Source organism: Geminisphaera colitermitum TAV2, from assembly GCF_000171235.2.
Lineage (GTDB): Bacteria > Verrucomicrobiota > Verrucomicrobiia > Opitutales > Opitutaceae > Geminisphaera > Geminisphaera colitermitum.
On the sequence record NZ_ABEA03000104.1, the window covers coordinates 35,001 to 52,980 of the forward strand.

16 protein-coding genes and 2 rRNA genes (1 of these 18 running past the window's edge) are annotated in these 17,980 nt (G+C 58.3%); 13 read left to right on the forward strand and 5 right to left on the reverse strand.

The window, feature by feature from the left end; genetic code table 11:
- Positions 1 to 1,895 (forward strand): 23S ribosomal RNA (locus OBACDRAFT_RS12185) (it extends 951 nt beyond the left edge of the window).
- A gap of 100 nt (positions 1,896 to 1,995) precedes the next feature.
- Positions 1,996 to 2,111, forward strand: a 5S ribosomal RNA gene (gene rrf, locus OBACDRAFT_RS12190).
- 114 nt (positions 2,112 to 2,225) lie between these two features.
- Here the strand turns inward: rrf and OBACDRAFT_RS12195 are convergent.
- Both OBACDRAFT_RS12195 and OBACDRAFT_RS30720 read right to left on the reverse strand, forming a co-directional pair.
- Positions 2,226 to 2,438, reverse strand: a complete 213-nt coding sequence (locus tag OBACDRAFT_RS12195) for a hypothetical protein (RefSeq protein ID WP_043585979.1) — start codon at positions 2,436 to 2,438, stop codon at positions 2,226 to 2,228.
- A 133-nt stretch (positions 2,439 to 2,571) separates the two neighbouring features.
- The gene (locus OBACDRAFT_RS30720; protein WP_043585981.1) at positions 2,572 to 3,228 is read right to left on the reverse strand and encodes a prepilin-type N-terminal cleavage/methylation domain-containing protein; all 657 of its coding nucleotides are present in this window, start codon (positions 3,226 to 3,228) and stop codon (positions 2,572 to 2,574) included.
- A gap of 119 nt (positions 3,229 to 3,347) precedes the next feature.
- On the opposite strand from OBACDRAFT_RS30720, the gene OBACDRAFT_RS12205 reads away from it, so the two are divergent.
- The 3 genes from OBACDRAFT_RS12205 (at position 3,348) to OBACDRAFT_RS12215 (ending at position 6,381) form a co-directional block, all read left to right on the forward strand.
- Complete coding sequence (locus OBACDRAFT_RS12205; protein ID WP_043585983.1) at positions 3,348 to 4,385, forward strand: LacI family DNA-binding transcriptional regulator; 1,038 nt, start codon at positions 3,348 to 3,350, stop codon at positions 4,383 to 4,385.
- A 155-nt stretch (positions 4,386 to 4,540) separates the two neighbouring features.
- Positions 4,541 to 5,455 carry a LamG domain-containing protein gene (locus tag OBACDRAFT_RS12210; RefSeq protein WP_043585984.1) on the forward strand — a complete coding sequence of 305 codons (915 nt, stop codon included), beginning with the start codon at positions 4,541 to 4,543 and terminating at the stop codon, positions 5,453 to 5,455.
- Positions 5,456 to 5,532: 77 nt separating this feature from the next.
- Positions 5,533 to 6,381: a polysaccharide lyase family 20 protein gene (locus OBACDRAFT_RS12215; RefSeq protein ID WP_157837047.1), complete on the forward strand. Its 849-nt coding sequence runs from the start codon at positions 5,533 to 5,535 to the stop codon at positions 6,379 to 6,381.
- 173 nt (positions 6,382 to 6,554) lie between these two features.
- Here the strand turns inward: OBACDRAFT_RS12215 and OBACDRAFT_RS12220 are convergent, their stop codons facing one another.
- Complete coding sequence (locus OBACDRAFT_RS12220) at positions 6,555 to 7,799, reverse strand: MFS transporter (protein ID WP_043585988.1); 1,245 nt, start codon at positions 7,797 to 7,799, stop codon at positions 6,555 to 6,557.
- Positions 7,800 to 7,961: 162 nt separating this feature from the next.
- Positions 7,962 to 9,488: a glycine--tRNA ligase gene (locus tag OBACDRAFT_RS12225; RefSeq protein ID WP_043585990.1), complete on the reverse strand. Its 1,527-nt coding sequence runs from the start codon at positions 9,486 to 9,488 to the stop codon at positions 7,962 to 7,964.
- Positions 9,489 to 9,622: 134 nt separating this feature from the next.
- Here OBACDRAFT_RS12225 and folE2 point away from each other — a divergent pair, with 134 nt between their 5' ends.
- From folE2 to OBACDRAFT_RS29750, 3 genes are all read left to right on the forward strand, one after another.
- Positions 9,623 to 10,615, forward strand: a complete 993-nt coding sequence (gene folE2, locus OBACDRAFT_RS12230) for a GTP cyclohydrolase FolE2 (RefSeq protein WP_043585992.1) — start codon at positions 9,623 to 9,625, stop codon at positions 10,613 to 10,615.
- 213 nt (positions 10,616 to 10,828) lie between these two features.
- Positions 10,829 to 12,184 (forward strand): DEAD/DEAH box helicase, encoded by a 1,356-nt coding sequence (locus tag OBACDRAFT_RS12235; RefSeq protein WP_043585994.1) that lies wholly within the window; start codon positions 10,829 to 10,831, stop codon positions 12,182 to 12,184.
- A 1,394-nt stretch (positions 12,185 to 13,578) separates the two neighbouring features.
- Positions 13,579 to 14,493: a TonB-dependent receptor domain-containing protein gene (locus tag OBACDRAFT_RS29750; protein WP_232767066.1), complete on the forward strand. Its 915-nt coding sequence runs from the start codon at positions 13,579 to 13,581 to the stop codon at positions 14,491 to 14,493.
- Between the two features lie 884 nt (positions 14,494 to 15,377).
- Here OBACDRAFT_RS29750 and OBACDRAFT_RS12245 read toward each other — a convergent pair.
- Positions 15,378 to 15,587, reverse strand: a complete 210-nt coding sequence (locus OBACDRAFT_RS12245; protein WP_198529894.1) for a hypothetical protein — start codon at positions 15,585 to 15,587, stop codon at positions 15,378 to 15,380.
- A gap of 165 nt (positions 15,588 to 15,752) precedes the next feature.
- Between OBACDRAFT_RS12245 and OBACDRAFT_RS12250 the strand changes: the two genes are divergently transcribed.
- The 5 genes from OBACDRAFT_RS12250 to thrH are packed head-to-tail and all read left to right on the forward strand — an operon-like array spanning position 15,753 to position 17,829.
- Positions 15,753 to 16,199 (forward strand): helix-turn-helix domain-containing protein, encoded by a 447-nt coding sequence (locus OBACDRAFT_RS12250; protein WP_043585998.1) that lies wholly within the window; start codon positions 15,753 to 15,755, stop codon positions 16,197 to 16,199.
- Positions 16,200 to 16,242: 43 nt separating this feature from the next.
- A complete protein-coding gene (locus OBACDRAFT_RS12255) occupies positions 16,243 to 16,446 on the forward strand; it encodes a hypothetical protein (protein ID WP_125068986.1) in 204 nt (67 codons plus the stop codon).
- Positions 16,443 to 16,730, forward strand: a complete 288-nt coding sequence (locus OBACDRAFT_RS12260; protein ID WP_043586000.1) for a type II toxin-antitoxin system RelE/ParE family toxin — start codon at positions 16,443 to 16,445, stop codon at positions 16,728 to 16,730. Before OBACDRAFT_RS12255 ends, OBACDRAFT_RS12260 begins: the two co-directional genes overlap by 4 nt.
- 48 nt (positions 16,731 to 16,778) lie before the next feature.
- Complete coding sequence (gene crcB, locus OBACDRAFT_RS12265; RefSeq protein ID WP_043586054.1) at positions 16,779 to 17,174, forward strand: fluoride efflux transporter CrcB; 396 nt, start codon at positions 16,779 to 16,781, stop codon at positions 17,172 to 17,174.
- A gap of 46 nt (positions 17,175 to 17,220) precedes the next feature.
- A complete protein-coding gene (thrH, locus tag OBACDRAFT_RS12270) occupies positions 17,221 to 17,829 on the forward strand; it encodes a bifunctional phosphoserine phosphatase/homoserine phosphotransferase ThrH (RefSeq protein WP_043586001.1) in 609 nt (202 codons plus the stop codon).
- Positions 17,830 to 17,980: the final 151 nt, after the last annotated feature.

Below are 17,980 nucleotides of genomic sequence, written 5' to 3' on the forward strand. Positions count from 1 at the left end.
TAAACTCCGAATACCATGGGGTGAAGGTCGGCAGTCAGACAGTGCGGGCTAACCTGCATTGTCGAGAGGAGAATAATCCAGACCATCGGTTAAGGTCCCAAAATATAGCTCAGTGTAAAAGGATGTGAGTTTGCTTAGACAATGGGGATGTTGGCTTAGAGGCAGCCATCATTTAAACAGTGCGTAACAGCTGACCCATCGAGCGAATTCGCGCCGAAAATGATCGGGACTCAAGCTATATACCGAAGCCATGGGTGCACCGCAAGGTGCGCAGTAGGAAAGCGTTCCAAGTGACAGTGAAGCGGAAGGGGTAACCGACCGTGGAGTTCTTGGAAGTGAGAATGCAGACATAAGTAACGATAAAGGTGGTTGAATTCCACCTCGCCGTAAGGATAAGGTTTCCTGAGGAAGGTTCGTCCTCTCAGGGTTAGTCGGGAGCTAAGACGAGGCCGTAAGGAGTAGTCGATGCACAGCAGGTTAATATTCCTGCACCCGCCTGTAACTATCCAGTCGAAGACGGATTGACGGAACCAACAGACCCTTTTGACAGGGCACTGCAAAGCTACGGCTGAGTGGGTGTTGGCAAAGGAGATTCCAAGAAAATTTGACTGGCCACTATGCAGGCCGCCCGTACCGCAAACCGACACAGGTATCCGGGATGAGTATTCCAAGGCGCGCGAGTTAAATCTCTCTAAGGAACTCGGCAAATTAACCCCGTATCTTCGGTATAAGGGGTGCCCCGCAAGGGGCCGCAGTTAATTGCAACAACCGACTGTTTAGCAAAAACACAGCTCTCTGCTAAGTCGCAAGACGATGTATAGGGAGTGACACGTGACCAATGCGAAAAGGTGAAAGCGTGAGGTGCAAGCTTCGCGTCTAAGCCCTCGTGAATGTCGGCCGTAACTATAACGGTCCTAAGGTAGCGAAATTCCTTGTCGGGTAAGTTCCGACCCGCACGAATCGTGTAACGAGTTGTTGACTGTCTCGGAGAGAGGCTCGGTGAAATTGTAGTGGCGGTGAAGATGCCGCCTACCCGCAGCAGGACGGAAAGACCCTATGCACCTTTACTGTAAGCTGTTATTGTCGCTTGATTTTCATTGCGTAGAATAGGTGGGAGACTTTGAGGGCTGGCTTCAGGGCCAGTCGGAGTCACAATGTGAAATACCACTCTATGTTAATTAGGCGTCTAACCACATACCATGATCTGGTTGTGGGACAGTGATAGCAGGTCAGTTTTTCTGGGGCGGAATCCTCCCAAAAAGTAACGGAGGATTACGAAGGTTCCCTCGGCCCGGTCGGTAATCGGGCTATAGAGCGCATGAGTATAAGGGAGCTTTACTGTGAGACCTACAAGTCGAGCAGTTGCGAAAGCAGGTTCAAGTGATCCGGTGGTTGAATATGGAATCGCCATCGCTCATAGGACAAAAGGTACGCTAGGGATAACAGGCTGATCGCGCCCAAGCGTTCACAGCGACGGCGCGGTTTGGCACCTCGATGTCGGCTCATCACATCCTGGGGCTGGAGAAGGTCCCAAGGGTTCGGCTGTTCGCCGATTAAAGTGGTACGCGAGCTGGGTTCAGAACGTCGTGAGACAGTTCGGTCCTCTATCCGCTGTGGGCGTTTGTGATTTGAGGGGTTCATTCTCTAGTACGAGAGGACCGAGAATGACGAACCTCTGGTGTTCCGGTTATCGCGTCAGCGGTAGCGCCGGGTAGCTATGTTCGGAAGGGATAAGCGCTGAAAGCATCTAAGCGCCAAGCCCATCCCAAGATAAGATCACAATCTGTAGCAATACAGTGCAAGGCCCGGGTAGACCACCCGGTTGATAGGACAGAAATGTAAGCGTGGTAACACGTTCAGTTTACTGTTACTAATTGCCTTGAAAGTTTATGCAAATCTCTACTGGTTCCTAGGCGTTTATTTAACCTCCTTACATAAGGACAAAACAAAAGACTCAGACTTTACACTTTCTCCATTAATCTTGGAGATCCACTTCCTGGTAATTATATGCCGGGGGTTCCACCCGTTCCCATCCCGAACACGGCCGTTAAGCCCCGAGCAGCTGATGGTAGTCGAGCGTTAGGCTCTGCGAGAGTAGGTTGTTGCCAGGTTTATGACCCGAATACTGCAAAAACAGTGTTCGGGTCTTTTTTTTAATCTCCTAATTCCAAGACGGTTATTTGCTTTTTGACCACCCTGAATCCCCATGGAACTTCCCTCAACTGTCAGATCTCATCATGACTACTTTTGAAAATGGCGCGGGTCACGGGGGCGGCGTCGGCTGCGCAGAGGACGGTCAGTTGGGCGAGGCGCGTGAGGTGCTGGGCGGGGGACCAGTTGAGGCGGTTTTGGTGAGTGTAGTCGATGTCGGGCCAGCGTCCGTCGGGCGAAAGGATTTGAATGATCCGGGCGAAGTCGGCGGGTGTTCCGGCAAACATTGGCCCGATGTGGAGGATGCAGCAGGCACAAACCGTAGTTCGGAGTTTCAGCCCGCACCGGAGGATTTGCGATCCGCGGTGTTTGGGAACGCCGATCCCCTGATCGGCTTTTTCCCGGACGGACGGCGGTGCGTCACTTCACGGCAGTGGCGGCGACATGCCAGTCGAAGTAGAGGTTGTTGCGATGTCGTCCGTGGACGGGTTCGGCGGGGACCTTGTCATCGTATCCGGAATCCTTCAATAGATTGCCCTTATCGATGTCCTTCAGGGCAATCGTGCGGGAATGGTTGCCGACCTCGCTGTATTGGTGGCTCGGATATTGCGGGGATGTGACCGTGCCGGTGCCCTTGTAACCCCAGACGTATTTTATTTCGTCTCCGCTGGTATCCTTGGGGTTGGGGTTGAGCATGAGGAACGGGCCGTTGCGGTTAGGGGTTTTCTTGAGCCAGAGGCTGCAAAAGTAGGAGTCGGGTAGATTGGAATCGGGGTTGCTCCTGACTCCGTCAGCGAGGCCGATGTAGGGGGCGAGGATGTTGGGCAGGTGATTCGTCTGACTGCCGATGTTGGTGTGGATAACGTAGGTGTTGGCCGGGCCGGGGAGTTTGTCGCGGTTGTCGTTTAGGTATTGCTGGATTGCGATGCCCCACTGGCGAAGGCCGGTGACACACCGGGCGTTGGCGGCGGCTGCCCGGGCTTTGCCAGCGACGGGGATGATGATCGCCGCCAGAATGCCAATAATGGCGATGACGGTAAGAAGTTCGATGAGAGTGAAGGCGCGGCTGTTTTTCATGGGGGGGGGGGAGGAGTGCTGTGCTGAAAAAGCATGGGAGCCACAAATGGCAGATTCTTTTGGGGCAACAATTATGTTTGATTTCTAACTGTAGAATCCACACGCCTGAAGCCCGCTCTATGACGACCCCGCGAATTACCATCCGCCATATTGCCGACGACGTTGGCCTGCATTTCACAACCGTGGCGCTTGCTCTGCGCAACAGCCCGAAAATCCGGCAGGCAACGCGCGAAAAAATCCAGGCGTCGGCGGCGCGCCTTGGCTACCGGCCCGACCCGGCGCTTACCGCGCTCAACGCCTACCGCAAAACCGTTCGCTCTCCGCATTATCAGGCCACGCTCGCATGGCTCAATAACTGGCCGCGACAGGAGGACCTGCTGGCCAACGATACCTTCCGGGAATACTTCGAGGGTGCCAATGCGCGTGCCCGGGAGTTGGGTTATCGACTGGAAACGTTCTGGCTTCACGAGGAGGGGCTTCCGTTGCCGAAGCTCGGTCGCGTGCTCAAGGCCCGCGGCATTCAGGGATTGTTGCTGGCCCCGCAGCCAAACTCCGAGTTGGTCATCGATTTCGATTTTGCCGGTTTCTCGGCCGTGTCGTTTGGCTACAGTTTGCTCTCCCCGGCCCTGCATGTCGTCACCAGCCACAACTTCCGCAACATGTGGCTGATGCTTTCCCACCTCGAAGCGCTCGGCTACCGCCGGATAGGGCTGCGCATCGACAAGGGGTGGGACAAAAAAGTGGGCTTTGCTTACTGGGGTTGTGCAAGGGCTTATGAGGATGAATGCAAACATCCGTTGGAAATCATCCGAATGGAGGCGTCTGATCAGTTGCTTGCCGACATCGAAAAACTCCGCCCGGACGTGATCGTTTCCCACACCGCGATTTACGAGAAACTGAGGATGCTGGGCGTGAGGATACCCAGAGACGTTGCTTTCGCCAACCTCGACACCCGGCGCGGTGGCGACGTGGCGGGCATCTGCCAGAACAGTCTGCTCATCGGGCGCAAAGCCGTGGACATACTCGTCGGCATGTTGCACGGCGGCGAAACCGGTGTCCCCGAAATGCCACTACATCTCTTGGTGGACAGCACCTGGCAGTCCGGCCCCTCGTTGCCGGATCGGAACAAGGCTGCCTGGCGGAACGCCGGTGTCTGAGCGGGGGGGGGGGGGGGGAGGGGGAGGCAGGAGGAAAACAAAGGGGAAATTCTACAGTTAGAAGGCGGATGACATTGTTCGTCCCCGCAGATTGGGCGCATAAGGGCGGCATGTTTCCTCCGACCGCAAATCCGTCCTCTACAAACCCAACCGCCATGAAATCACCCTGCTCTCCTGTCCGCGTCTTTTTTGTCCTGATGCTTATCGCCACCGTCTTGGGACTGGCTGGCACAACAACGCAAAGCTTCGCCAGTGTCCTCGGCTACTGGCGTTTCGAAAACGGAACGAACCTTTACCTCGATTCCAGCGGCAATGGCATGGACTTGAACAGCACGGGCGGAACCGTCACCTCTCTCCTCCTGCCAGAAACCGGGGCCGGTTCGCACTTTGGTCCGTTGGTTCCGAACACGGGGGACTCGAATCTTCGCGGCGCCAACTTTGGCGATCAGGCGGGGCTGCTGCGGCGCACCACCTCCACAGGTATCCTGAAACTCACTACGGCGTTCACCGTCGAGGCATTCGTCAATGTCGCGACAACCAGCGCGACGGGCAACCGCTACATCGCTTCGCGCTGGATTTCCAACAGCACCACAAAGGAATGCAGTTGGAGCTTCGGGGTGAACAGCGCGGGCGTGTTGATTGGAAGGGTCAGTGCCGATGGGACGGCCGCCACCACATTCAACTCCACGCTTACTCTCACCGCGGGGGTGGATTATTACGTGGGTTTTTCCTTTGACCTGAACAACCAGGCATCGGGAGTGACCTTTTATCTGCAAGATCTCAACGGCGGCGAATTGCAGACAAAAAGCTTCGCGCACAGTTTCAGCACCTTTTACGGCACGCCGAATGCGCAGTTCACCATCGGAGCGTTGCAGGGCACAAGCGCCTCAAACATGGAAGGCGGCTGGTCGGGTTTGATTGATGAAGTCAGGCTCTCGAACACGGTCCTGACCTCGTCGCAGTTGCTTGCCGCGTCGATTCCGGAACCCGCCAATGCCGGGTTGCTCGTGGCCGGCCTTTGCGCGGCTGTGTTTTTACTTCAATCCATTCGCCGCCGCTTCCGGCATTAACCTCAATCCGCACCGCACGACCAACTCCGGCCATGATGTCGTTTCGCTCATTTGTTATTTTTTCACTTCCGCTTCTTTTGTCTGCGCTTGCCTGGGCAGACGAGCCTTCGGCAGCCGCGCCGCTCCAGCTTCAGCCCCTGCAACTCGATGAGGATTTCGAAAGCGGGACGTTGAACCAGCCGCCTTGGAGCATCCAATGGCTGCCTGCCGACGCGGCGAATGTGGCCGTCCAGTCCGATATCGTCCGCGCCGGGAAGCATGCGGTTCGCATCGTCAATCGTCCTGAAGACGAAGGCCGCGCTTGTGAACGCACCGAACTGGTGAACAAACACGGTGGGTTGAAGTGGGGAAACGAATACTGGATCGGTTTCAGCTTTTATTTGAAGAACTGGCAAACGAGCCGGTTCGGCGAAATGGTGCACCAGTTCCATGCCGCAGCCCACAAGGGAGACCATACGTGGCGTTCCGGACGCAACATCACTTCGATCTTCATCGAGAAGGGTGAAATGCAATTGCAGGTAATCACCAAGCCGCATGACGGCCCCGCACGCGGTCCGGCGTCGGCGGTTCCAGTGTGGAAGGCTTCGGTTGAAAGCGACGTGTGGCAGGATTGGGTGATCCATGTCCGTCCGTCCCCGGAGGAAAACGGGTTGCTGGAAGTTTGGCGCAACGGACAGCGGCTCTACGTCCAACAGGGGCCGAATGTCGATCTGCTGGACGAGGGCGGGCGTCCTGCCGGGCAGAGTTATTACATCAAGTGCGGCGTCTATAACTGGACATGGAAATCCGGGCGTCACGATGTGCCCGACCGGGAAATTTATTATGACGAAGTGCGCATCGGTCACGTGGAAGCCGGCTACACCGGAGGCTACGACGGCGTGGCCCCCGGAAACCGCGACAGCTCGGCGAAGCCGCGGACGGATTAACGCAATCTCAAGAAAGTCGTAGCCATATCCTATCCGGTAGGGAGACCTCTCCGAGGCCTCCGTTGTGCGTGGTGAAAGGATGCGAAACGCATAGGTGGATGGCGCGTGGTTTCGGAGGCCTCGGAGAGGCCTCCCTACCGTTAAAACAACGGCTGCATCTCAACTGAAAAGCTCTAGCGGGTGCGTTTGGGGCGTTTTTCCACCTCGGGCAGGAAGCCGGTGACGAGGCCGATCAGAGGGAGGAAGGCGCAGACGTTGAACACGAAGCCGATGCTCGTGTGGTCGGCCAGCGTGCCGAGTGCCGCCGAACCAATGCCCGCAATGCCAAACGCAAAGCCAAAAAACACTCCCGCCACCAAGCCCACACGTCCGGGGATCAGCTCCTGCGCATACACGAGGATGGCCGAAAACGCCGACGCGAGGATGAAGCCGATCATCACCGAGAAAACCACCACCCACGTCAGCGGGAGATGCGGCAGCGCGAGCGTGAACGGAGCCACGCCAAGAATGGAGGTCCAGATTACGCTTTTGCGTCCGATGCGGTCGCCCACCGGACCGCCGACAATCGTGCCCGCCGCCACCGCAAACAGAAACACGAACAGGCAAATCTGCGCGGCTTGCAGCGAGACGCCGAATTTGTCGATGAGGTAGAACGTGTAGTAGTTGGTCAGGCTGACGAGGTAGATGTATTTGGAAAAAATCAGCGCGGAGAGAATCGTGAGCGCAAGGATCACAGTGCGTTTTGGCAGGCGCAGAGCGGTAGTGGAATTTTTGTTACAGCTGTCGCGGGAGGGGGATGCGGCGCGTGCGTGCGCTGCCTGGAGGAGGCGGGCCTTATACCAGTTGCCGACGCGTGCCAGCACGATGATCGCCACCAGCGCGAGGAGCGTGAACCAAAGGGTGTGCGGCAGGCCGCGCGGGATGATGACCGCCGCCGCCAGCAGCGGGCCAAGCGAGGAGCCGAAATTGCCGCCCACTTGGAAGATGGATTGCGCCAGGCCAAATTTGCCGCCCGACGCCATGCGGGCCATGCGAGAGGCCTCAGGATGGAAGATCGAGGAGCCGGTGCCGACAAGCGCCGCCGCCGCGAGCAGCATGGGAAAGCCATGCGCAAGGCCGAGCATGACAAGGCCGATGAGCGTGAGCGTCATGCCGATGGCGAGCGAGTAGGGCTTGGGGTGCTTGTCCGTGTAGCTGCCGACAACGGGTTGAAGGATCGAGGCGGTGAGTTGATTGACCAGTGTGATGAGTCCGATCTGCGTGAAGCTGAGTTGAAAGGTGTCTTTCAGCAGCGGGTAAATCGCAGGCACGATGGCTTGGACCGTGTCGTTGAGCATGTGCGACACGCTGAGCGCAATGAGCACGCTCAAGACGGTTCCTTCGGCGGCGGTGGTGCCATGCGCCTGTTTTGTAGTCATAAAATGGATATTCGGAGTTTGGTGTGCGGTGATTCATCACCGCTTTGGACGGCGAGATTTATCGCGCTGCACTGTGGTGCCCGGCGGGGGGGGGGAGGGCGGGCCGTTGAAACGGCCCGTCAAAGCGGCGATGAATCGCCGCACTCCAAATGGGTCGCCCGTTTACCACACCTGCTCGTCGAGCAGGGCGAAGAGTTCGGCCTCGGTGATGCGTTTTTGTTGCATCGTGTCGCGGTCACGAAGGGTGAAGGTGCCGTCTTTTTCGATCGTTTCGAAGTCGATCGTCACGCACCACGGCGTGCCGATTTCGTCCTGACGGCGATAGCGGCGGCCCACGGCGCCGGACTCGTCGTAGAAGGCGGTGTACTTGCGTTTGATTTTTTTGTAGAGTTCCTGCGCGCGAGCGGTGAGTTCCTCCTTGTTTTTCAGGAGCGGGAGCACGGCGACTTTGACCGGAGCAATGCGCGGGGAGAGGCGGAGCACGACGCGTTTTTCCACGTTGCCCTTCTCGTCCTTGACTTCCTCTTCGGAATAACCGGCGCAGAGGACGGCGAGGAAAATGCGGTCGAGGCCGACGGCGGGTTCGATGACGTGGGGGACGAATTTTTTCTTCGTGGCCTCGTCAAAGATTTCCTGCGGTTTGCCGCTGTGCTTGGCGTGTTGCGTGAGGTCGTAGTTGCCGCGCGCGGCGATACCCCAGAGTTCCTGCACGCCGAAGGGGTATTTGAACATGATGTCCGTGGTGCCGCGTGAGTAGAAGGCGAGCTTGGCTTTGGGGTGGTCGAATTCGGAGAGGTGGGACTCGGGCAGGCCGATGCTTTTGAGCCAGTTGGCGCACCAGTTGATCCAGTGGCGGTGCCACTTGGCCCAGTCGTCGTCTTCGTGGATGAAGTATTGCATCTCCATCTGCTCGAATTCGCGGGAGCGGAAGATGAAGTTGCGCGGGGTGATTTCGTTGCGGAACGACTTGCCGGTCTGCGCGATGCCGAAGGGGAGTTTTACGCGGCCGGTGTCCACGACGTTCTTGAAATCGACAAACATGCCTTGCGCCGTCTCGGGACGCAGCCAGGTGAGCGAGGAGTCGTCGCGCAGGGCGCCGACGTGGGTCTCGAACATCATGTTGAAGTCGCGCGGCGCGGTGAGGCTGCCGGGTTCGCCGGTGGCGGGGGAGGGGATGAGGGGGATTTGCTCGGCGGTGGCTTCGGTAAATTCCTTGGGCTGGACGGGGGCGAGGGTGCCTTGGATGGCTTTTTTGCGTTTAAACGTCTCGGCGGCAGCCTGAAGGGTGCCGGGGATGTCTTCGTTTTCGAGGGCGGAGACGTAGCCGTGGGTGGTGCCGTCAACGACGACGGCGGCGAAAAAGAGTTGGTCGGCGCGGTAACGCTGTTTGCTGGCTTTGCAGTCAACGAGCGGGTCGGTGAAGCCGCCGACGTGGCCGGAGGCGTGCCAGACCTTGGGGTGCATGATGATGGACGATTCGATGCCCACGACGTCGTCGCGGCGGCGCACGAAGTCGTTCCACCAGCAGTCACGGATGTTCTTTTTGAGTTCTACGCCGAGCGGACCGTAATCGAAGAACCCGTTAAGGCCGCCGTAGATTTCGGAGGACGGGAAAACGAAGCCGCGGCGTTTGCAGAGCGAAACAACGGCTTCCATGAGGTTGGATGACTCGGAGGACTGCGTGGACATAAAGGGGAGACGTTAAGCGGTGGCCCGCGCCGGGGTCAATGGCGCAAGAGAAAGGGCGGGGGAGGCGAGGGGGGGGGGGGAGGAGCGGGCTCTGTTGACCCGCGTGGGTTTTGTGGTAACGGCTTGACCTTTTGATGCCAAAAAGAACGTCCAAATCTGCATCCCAGGCTGTTTCCACCGTCGCCGCGCGTCCGCTGCGGAGGAAATACGATGCGCAGTTCAAGGTGACATCTGCCTACCGGGCCGCGCTGCCGGACGTGATGCAGGCGGAAAATTCCATCGAGGGCGGGCGCGTGCCGATCCAGCACGTGGGCGTGTCGGGTTTCCGGCTGCCGTTGCGATTCCGCAACCGAGGGGGGGGGGGGAAGGGAAGGACGGTGACTTTGGAGACGTCGGTAACGGGCACGGTGTCGGTCGATGCGGCGGACAAGGGCATCAACATGAGCCGCATTGTGCGTTCGTTTTACGAACATCAGGACGACGTGTTCTCACCTGAATCGTTGCAGCGTTTACTGGCTAAATACCGGCGGGAGGTGGGCGCGTTGTCGGCGCGGTTGCGGCTGGCGTTTTCGTATCCAATAAAACAGGACGCGCTGCGCAGCGGGCTTGCTGGCTGGCAATACTACGCGGCGGTGTTCGAGGGGCGGATGGACGGGCACGGCGTTTTTAGGAGGTTCATCGAGTTTGATTTTGTGTATTCGTCGGCCTGTCCGTGCAGCGCGGAACTGGCGGAGCACGCGCGCGATGTGCGCGGGGTTTACGCGGTGGGGCATAACCAGCGTTCCAAGGCGCGTCTGCGCGTGGAGGTGGCGCCGGGCGCGCGGTTGTCGCTGGAGGATTTGCAGCGGCACTGCGTGCGCGCGCTGCGCACCGAAACGCAGGTGATGGTGCGGCGCGAGGACGAGCAGGCGTTTGCCGAGCTCAACGGGGCCAACCTGAAATTTGTCGAGGACGCGGCGCGCCTGCTCTTCGCGGAACTCGATGCCGACCGGCGCATCGCGGACTTCGAGGTGGCGTGCGCACACTTGGAGTCGTTGCATTCGCACGACGCCGTGAGCGTGATCTGCAAGGGCGTGCCGGGCGGCTTTGCCGGGGATTTCGCGGATTTCCGCAGTCTGGTCTGCTGATTTTTTTAACCACTAATGCACACTAATGGACACTAATGAGGGGGTAGTGTATCCTTAATTAGAATACGGTTTCCCTGTCTGATTATTAGTGTCCATTAGTGTGCATTAGTGGTTAAAGCTCCGGTCTGAACTCTGTGCCTCTGTGTCTCAGTGGTGAACGGATCGGAAAAAAATCACCTCGCGTCCGCAGGGCGGGATGGTCGGTAGTGATCCATGCCGTTTTCCAAACTCGGACTTCCTTCCAGCCTCGTTCGTGGCGTGCAAGCCATGGGCTACGTCGATCCCACGCCGGTCCAGCTTCGCGCCATTCCCGTGGTGCTCGCCGGACGCGATCTGGTGGCCTCGGCGCAAACCGGCACGGGCAAAACCGCCGCATTCGCGCTGCCCGTGCTCGCGCGTCTCGGCGGACACCGACCCGGCGGACCACGCGTGCTCGTGCTCGAACCGACGCGTGAACTGGGCGCGCAAGTGGAGACGGCGTTCCGCGATTTCGGACGTTTCACCGACGTGCGCAGCACGATCATCCACGGCGGCGTCGGCTACGGCAAACAACGCTCGGACCTGCGCGCCGGCACCGACATCGTGATCGCAACCGTCGGTCGCCTCATGGACTTCATCAAGGAGAAGGAAATCCGACTCGATAGCGTGGAAGTGCTCATCCTCGACGAGGTGGACCGGATGCTCGACATGGGCTTCATCAACGACGTGAAACGCATCGTGGGCCTGTGCCCAAAGCAACGGCAGACCTTGTTTTTCTCCGCCACGATCCCGCCTGAAATCGAGGACGTGGCGCGCTTCGCGTTGCAAAACCCGGAACGCATCGAGATTGGCCGCGCACGCACGGTCAACGAGTCCGTCAAACACGCGATCTACCCGGTGACGTTTGAACAAAAATTCGACCTCTTGTGCGCCATCCTCGACAAGCTCGACTACGAGAGCGTGATCATTTTTTCGCGCACCAAACACGGGGCCGACCGCATTGCGCGCCGGCTTAAATCCAAAAAACACTCCGTGGCCGTGCTCCACGCCAACCGTTCCCAAAACCAACGCGTCGAGGCGTTGGAGGGTTTTAAAAATGGGCGTTACGAAGTCATGGTGGCGACCGACATCGCGGCGCGCGGCATCGACGTCGCGGGCGTGTCACATGTTATCAACTACGACGTTCCCGAAAACCCCGAGGACTACGTGCATCGCATCGGTCGCACGGGACGCGCAATGGCGGTGGGCGACGCGTTCATGCTCGTGACGCCCGACGAGGCGGGCGACGTGCACGACATCCAGCGTTTCATCGGGGCGAAGATTCCGTTCCAAACGCTCGACGGTTTCCCGTATTCCGACGGCGGACGCCCGCCTCGCGTTGACACGAGTCGTCCGATGAAAAACCCGCGTCGTCGTGGCGGCGGCGGTGGCAATAGCGGCGGCGGTGGTGGTGGCGGTCGCCCCGGCGGGGGGGGGGGAGGGGCCGGACGTTCAGGACGTCCCGGTGGCAGTCGTGTGGGCGGCGCACAAGGCGCAGGCGGCAACCGCAAACCGCGCAACGAAAACAAATTCGAGCCAAGGCGACGCTAATTTTAATTTTTTATCATGCTGAAAATAAGCATGATAACATGCTGGTTAACTTAATATCTCCGATTTCGATTAACTAGCGACTTGAAAGCCGTCCTATTGTTTGCCAACGGTGGCGGCCATGTCGTCTCTCACGATTGAAGTTGCAGAATCCGAATCCAAACGTGGCGCGGGCGTCCCGCCCGCAATCTGTTCCGAAGCGGGCGGGCCGCCCGCGCCACACGTAGGGGCTTCGCTTGCGAAGCCCGCGTATGCAGGAGACGGCATCAAATGGCGTGCGCGGGCGTCGCAAGCGACGCCCCTACAGCGGGCGAGACGCCCGCGCCATAGCAGACACGCTACGCGCGCTACCGCGCGATTGGGATTTCGGGCATTGTTGGCAATGTTGCCATCCATGGCCGCTGCCACCGCCGCCGCGGCTGATGCGCTCCCGACGGCCACGGACTCCGAACAACTGACCTTGCCCGAACTGGTGGTGTATTCGCCTCGCGTAGCCAATCAGGAGTCCACGGATTCCTTTGCGATGCCGGTGACGGCGCTGCGTTATGAGCCGCTCGTGGACGTGCAGGCGCGCAGCGCGAGCGAGGCGCAGGCGGATGTGTCGATTCGCGGCGGCACCTTCGAAAACACCGGATTCAGCATCGGCGCCGTGCCGATCTATGATCCGCAGACGGGACATTATCTTTTCTCCGAACAACCGGTGGCTCCCGCGCTGCTCGGCGCACCGCAAGTGCGCACGGGCGCGGACAACGCCATCTCTGGCTGGAACGCCACTGCGGGCAGCGTCGCCTACGGATGGCAACGGGTGCAAACGGGCGGCTTCGCGTCGGTCGGCACGGGCAACGACAGCCTGTTCAACGCTGACCTTTACAGCGGCTACGTGAGCGACGTGAAACTCGGCGGACGCACGCTCGCCGTCGATGCCTCGGCCTCGTGGTCGCAGGGCGACGGTGCGCTGGATTACAACGATCACGAATTCCAGCGTTACAATCTGCGTTTCCAACTTCAGGGCGACAACGCGCAAACCGATCTCTTCGCGGGCTGGCAAAAAAAGTTTTTCGGTCTGCAAAACCTCTACGCCGCGCCCTACAACCGCTACGAGACCGACCAACTGGAAACCCTCCTCGTCGCGCTCAACCATCGCGTGATGCAGGGCGTGGACGGCGGTTGGTTTCAGGCCGGGGCCTACTACCGGCGCAATGTGGACGACTACACGTTTGACCGTCTCGCGCCACCTCCGGCCATCCCCTATCATCACGTGACCCAGGCGCTCGGCGCGGGTTTGGAGGGCAGCGTGCCAGTATTCGCCACCGCCGGCACGGAGGGGGGGGGGGGGGGGGGGAGCCTCGACCGCTATTCGCTATCGTGCGGGCGTCGTGGCCGACGAGATCGACTCGGTGCGCCTGAGCAAGACAGGCGACGGCCTCGGCGATGGCCGTTTCGATCACCGCACGCAGGTCTATGCGGGTCTGTTTGCCGACCAGACGTTCGTGCTCGCGGGCGGGCACCAGATCGTAGCCACCGCCGGCGCCAATTACGACGACAGCAACCGCGACGGCTCCGCCGTGTCGCCTGTCGCCGAGCTGGCATGGGTGCGCAAACCGTCTGGTAACGAAAATCCAACGACAGATGGTGTGCGGCGCGTTTACGTGTCCTATGCGGAATCCACGCAACTGCCCACCTACACGGCGCTCAACTCCTCGCCGACGAGCGGATTGTTTCGTGGTGACCGCGATTTGGGCCGTTCCAAGGCGCAAAACATCGAACTCGGCGCACTGGCCAGCGTGGCGCGCTGGGACGTGCAGGCGGCGGTGTTTTACCGTCACGACGACGATTTGGTGGACTGGTATTACGATCCCGCCAACCCATCCGCCGCGCGCATTCCGGTTGCGGGCAGCCTGGACACGACAGGCGTGGAGTTGGTGGCGCGTCGCAGCTTTGAGTGGTTGGATTTGGTTTTTGGATACACATGGCTGCACAAAAATGAGGATTATCTGCCGTCTGGCGCGGCGAGTTTTTATGCTTACAACTTTGCCGAACATCGCCTGACAGCAGCCCTCGTGCTGCGTCCCGGCGCGGGCATCGAGTTGCGCATGGACAACGAACTGCGCCTCCAGGCCGACAACCCCCTGCGCAGCAGCGGCGACGATGTGATTTTGAGTTCACTTGGCGTGTATTACCGCGTGCCTGGCATCCGAGGCCTCACGCTCTCCGTGCAGGTGGATAATCTCTGGAACACCTATTTCGAGGAAGTCCCGCTTGTCCCCGGCGCTCCCCGCACCTGGTCGGCAGGCGTGACTTATGCGTGGTAAGATTTGTATGTGCCCACTTTGTAACTGATGTTACGCAGTGCCGGAAGGAGCGGCGGGACGCTCGCTGCTCCGTCAAGGCAGCCGCGTAATATCAGTTTCTAGAGCATTTTCGGTTTATTTTGTCTCACGCGGAGGCGCGGAGAACGCAGAGGAAGGGAAATGCAATATTTTTAATTTACTTATAATTAGTAATATGGGTTTTCTCTGCGTCTCTTTGTCTCTGCGTGATCTCTTAAATCTTGCGACAAATTGAACCGACAATGCTCTAGAGCAGTTTCATGTAAGCTGTAGGCATTTGATACCTGGTAGGGAGGCCTCTCCGAGGCCTCCGCCGTGCGTAGTGTGAGGATGCGAAATTCATAGGTAGATGGAGTGTGGTTTCGGAGGCCTCGGAGAGGCCTCCCTACCGTTAAGGCGACGGCTACAACTCAACTGAGAACGCTCTAAGAAGTGCTGCTATTTTAACGTGGGCATTATGATGATTTCTTCTTTTTTAGGGGGGGATTCAACCCTTGATGCCATTTTCAGTAGAACGAGCTTTGGCTTTAATATAATAAGATCGTCCAAAATATATACTCCCAATCAGAACGATGAATGAGCTGGCAACAAATGAGATACAGAGCCATGAGGGAATGGAATTTTTGCTGTCGAGAACAAACATTATGAAAATGCTTATCAGGAAATGAATGATAAAACAGAGCAGAATACCTGTGTAAAATAGTCCTATGCCTATTCCGATTGCCGTTAGTAGTTCGTATTTGAAATCAGTGTTTTGATGCATCTTTAACGTTTTTGGCTAACAGTGGTATTGTGCCTTGCCGAGTAAGGGGTTTGACTCACGGCTGTCTGATTTGAACCCATTGATTTCCAGTTGGATGGCTGTATCAAGTTTTTCGGGCACTTGTAATCACTGTTACGGAGTCGAGCATGTTCTTTTTCAAATCGTTGCCGATCCCGTTTTTTGACGATCCAGCAAGGGAATCCTTTGTCGCGTCGGAAGGAGGAGGTTTGGCAGGGGAAACAGCAGGGGGAGCGGGCAAGAATTTCTTAAGCAGCAAGAGTAATTCTTTTTCCCGATGTGCGGCATCTTTCACGTAGGGCGACAATTTGGGGTTTGGGGACATGCGAACCCGGCGCACCCAACGTAGTTCCATTTCGTAAAAACTTTGCGCATTTTGCATAATTCATTTTGAGCCATGTTTCTTAACGAGAATCAAGCGTTTATTGCAATTGAATCATGATGCAACATGAGTCACGGCATGAGCCACCTCTCCGTTGCATTGAAAAAGCTTACCAAGGGACGTCGCCAGCAGGACATTGCTGATATGGTTGGGATGCCGCGAAGCACCGTTAATCAATACGCGCGAGGCACTCGAAGAGTTGCGGTTGAGGTGCTGGAACAGCTTTTAAAGGCGTTTAGCGAGCCGGAGCAGCGGGTAATAGTGAAGGCATATTTGAACGACGAGACGCCAGCGTCGTGGTTTGGACGAGTGCGTATCGATTTCAAGGATACTGGCAGGGCCAAGGCAGGCGCGGGCGGCGCGGTTTCAGACTCGCTGGCGCTCGTTGCAACCCTGAACAACCAGACGTTGCCTGCCACCGACGACAAGGCTCTCTCTGCCGCGCTTGCCACGCTCATCACCCGTGCTCGTGAAAACAACGACGTGCGCCAAGTCATCCTCGACCTCGCCGCCATCGTGCAGTGAGTGAGCTTGCCAGCAGGTTGGCGCGATGCCATGTTCCACCACCATGTCCGCCGCCACCAAATATCAGAGTTCCAAACAATCAACGGCTTCACGCCGACCTCTGCACAAGACCGCTATCCAGCAACGCCTTGATCTGATCGAGTTGGCGACGGTTAGCTCCGTGCGCGCCTTGCAAATGGATATTGAGGGAGACGAGGGCATCGCCTCCTCCAGCGTTTTGCGAAGAGCTCGCCGCGCCTTGCAATGAAAGTCTCCTTTAACCGACTGGCCTCCGAGGAGCTGATTGCAGCAGCCCGGTGGTTTCAACGAAAGGCTGGTTTGGGGGCGGCGTTTTTAGCGGAATACGAAGAGTGGGAGCAACAGATTCGACAGTTTCCTGAATCGTGCCCCGAAATTGCGCCGGCTATCCGTTTGGGCTACCTCAAACGCTTCAAATACCACGTCACTTACACGCAGCGAGAGGAGAGCATTCGCATCCTCTACGTACGTCATGCAAAACAGGTGCCGCTTACCCGTTGGCCGCGTCGGTGAGACATTGATGGATAATTTACCACGGGACTTTGGCATGTTCACATCATGATTCTCTATCTCCTCATTGCACTTGGCAGCGGACTGGGCGGCATGGCGCGGTTTGCGCTTACCGGATTCGTGAACCAAAGCACGGGCGGCGGAGCGTTTCCGTGGGGCACGATCGCCGTCAATGTCATCGGGTCCTTTATTATTGGATTTTTTGCAACGCTGACGGCCCCAGACGGACGCACGCCGGTGGGCGTGAACGGACGGCAGTTTTTCATGACGGGCGTGTTGGGCGGTTTCACGACGTTTTCCTCGTTCAGCCTGCAAACGCTGACGCTGGCCCAAGAGGGCGAATTACTCCGGGCCGGAGGCAATGTGTTGGGGAGCGTGGCGCTCTGCCTCGTGGCGGTGTGGCTGGGGCATCTCACGGCGCTTGCGCTCAATCCGGCGAAATCGTGAGGGGCTGCGCTCGACAGCGGAAAAAAACTCAGAACACTCCCGGCGCGTGAAACAAGCGATTGTCACCTTGGACATGGAAGGCGTGCTCGTGCCGGAAATCTGGATTGCCGTGGCTGAAAAGACCGGCATCGCCGAACTGCGGCGTACCACGCGGGACGAACCCGACTACGACAAACTCATGCAAGGCCGCCTCGCCATCCTCGACCGGCACGGGCTCAAACTGGCCGATATCCAGGCCGTCATTGGCACGCTCAACCCGTTGCCGGGAGCCCGCGAGTTTTTGGACGAACTGCGCTCCATCACGCAGCTTATCATCCTGTCCGATACGTTTGAACAGTTTGCCCAACCCCTCATGCGCCAGCTCAACTGGCCCACGCTTTTTTGCCACCAACTCGTGATCGGCGACGATGATCGCATCACCAACTATCAGCTTCGCATCCCCGATCAGAAGCGCAGGGCCGTGGAGGCGTTTCGTGCGATGAACTACCGGGTGATCGCAGGGGGCGATTCGTTCAACGACACGACCATGCTCGCCGCCGCCGATGTGGGTTTCCTGTTTCACGCCCCGGCCAATGTCCGCGAGCAGTTCCCGCAGTTTCGGGCGTTTGACGACTACACGGATTTCCTCGCGGCGATCAAAGGGGCGTTGCGGTAACGTGTCTCCTCCAGTGGCGCGGGCGTCCCGCCCGCTTTTTGTTTCGAAGCGGGCGGGACGCCCGCGCCACGTCGACCACTTTGGAGTGCGGCGATTCATCGCCGCTTTGGACGATGCGATTTATCGCGTCGCCTTATGGCGGAGTAGGCGG

What these genes read in the sequence shown, in the direction of transcription:
- OBACDRAFT_RS12195 (WP_043585979.1), bottom strand. Translation starts at nt 2,438, where the DNA reads ATGTTTGCCGGAACACCCGCCGACTTCGCCCGGATCATTCAAATCCTT.
- OBACDRAFT_RS30720 (WP_043585981.1), bottom strand. Translation starts at nt 3,228, where the DNA reads ATGAAAAACAGCCGCGCCTTCACTCTCATCGAACTTCTTACCGTCATC.
- OBACDRAFT_RS12205 (WP_043585983.1), top strand. Translation starts at nt 3,348, where the DNA reads ATGACGACCCCGCGAATTACCATCCGCCATATTGCCGACGACGTTGGC.
- OBACDRAFT_RS12210 (WP_043585984.1), top strand. Translation starts at nt 4,541, where the DNA reads ATGAAATCACCCTGCTCTCCTGTCCGCGTCTTTTTTGTCCTGATGCTT.
- OBACDRAFT_RS12220 (WP_043585988.1), bottom strand. Translation starts at nt 7,799, where the DNA reads ATGACTACAAAACAGGCGCATGGCACCACCGCCGCCGAAGGAACCGTC.
- OBACDRAFT_RS12225 (WP_043585990.1), bottom strand. Translation starts at nt 9,488, where the DNA reads ATGTCCACGCAGTCCTCCGAGTCATCCAACCTCATGGAAGCCGTTGTT.
- folE2 (WP_043585992.1), top strand. Translation starts at nt 9,623, where the DNA reads ATGCCAAAAAGAACGTCCAAATCTGCATCCCAGGCTGTTTCCACCGTC.
- OBACDRAFT_RS12235 (WP_043585994.1), top strand. Translation starts at nt 10,829, where the DNA reads ATGCCGTTTTCCAAACTCGGACTTCCTTCCAGCCTCGTTCGTGGCGTG.
- OBACDRAFT_RS12250 (WP_043585998.1), top strand. Translation starts at nt 15,753, where the DNA reads ATGAGCCACCTCTCCGTTGCATTGAAAAAGCTTACCAAGGGACGTCGC.
- OBACDRAFT_RS12255 (WP_125068986.1), top strand. Translation starts at nt 16,243, where the DNA reads ATGTCCGCCGCCACCAAATATCAGAGTTCCAAACAATCAACGGCTTCA.
- OBACDRAFT_RS12260 (WP_043586000.1), top strand. Translation starts at nt 16,443, where the DNA reads ATGAAAGTCTCCTTTAACCGACTGGCCTCCGAGGAGCTGATTGCAGCA.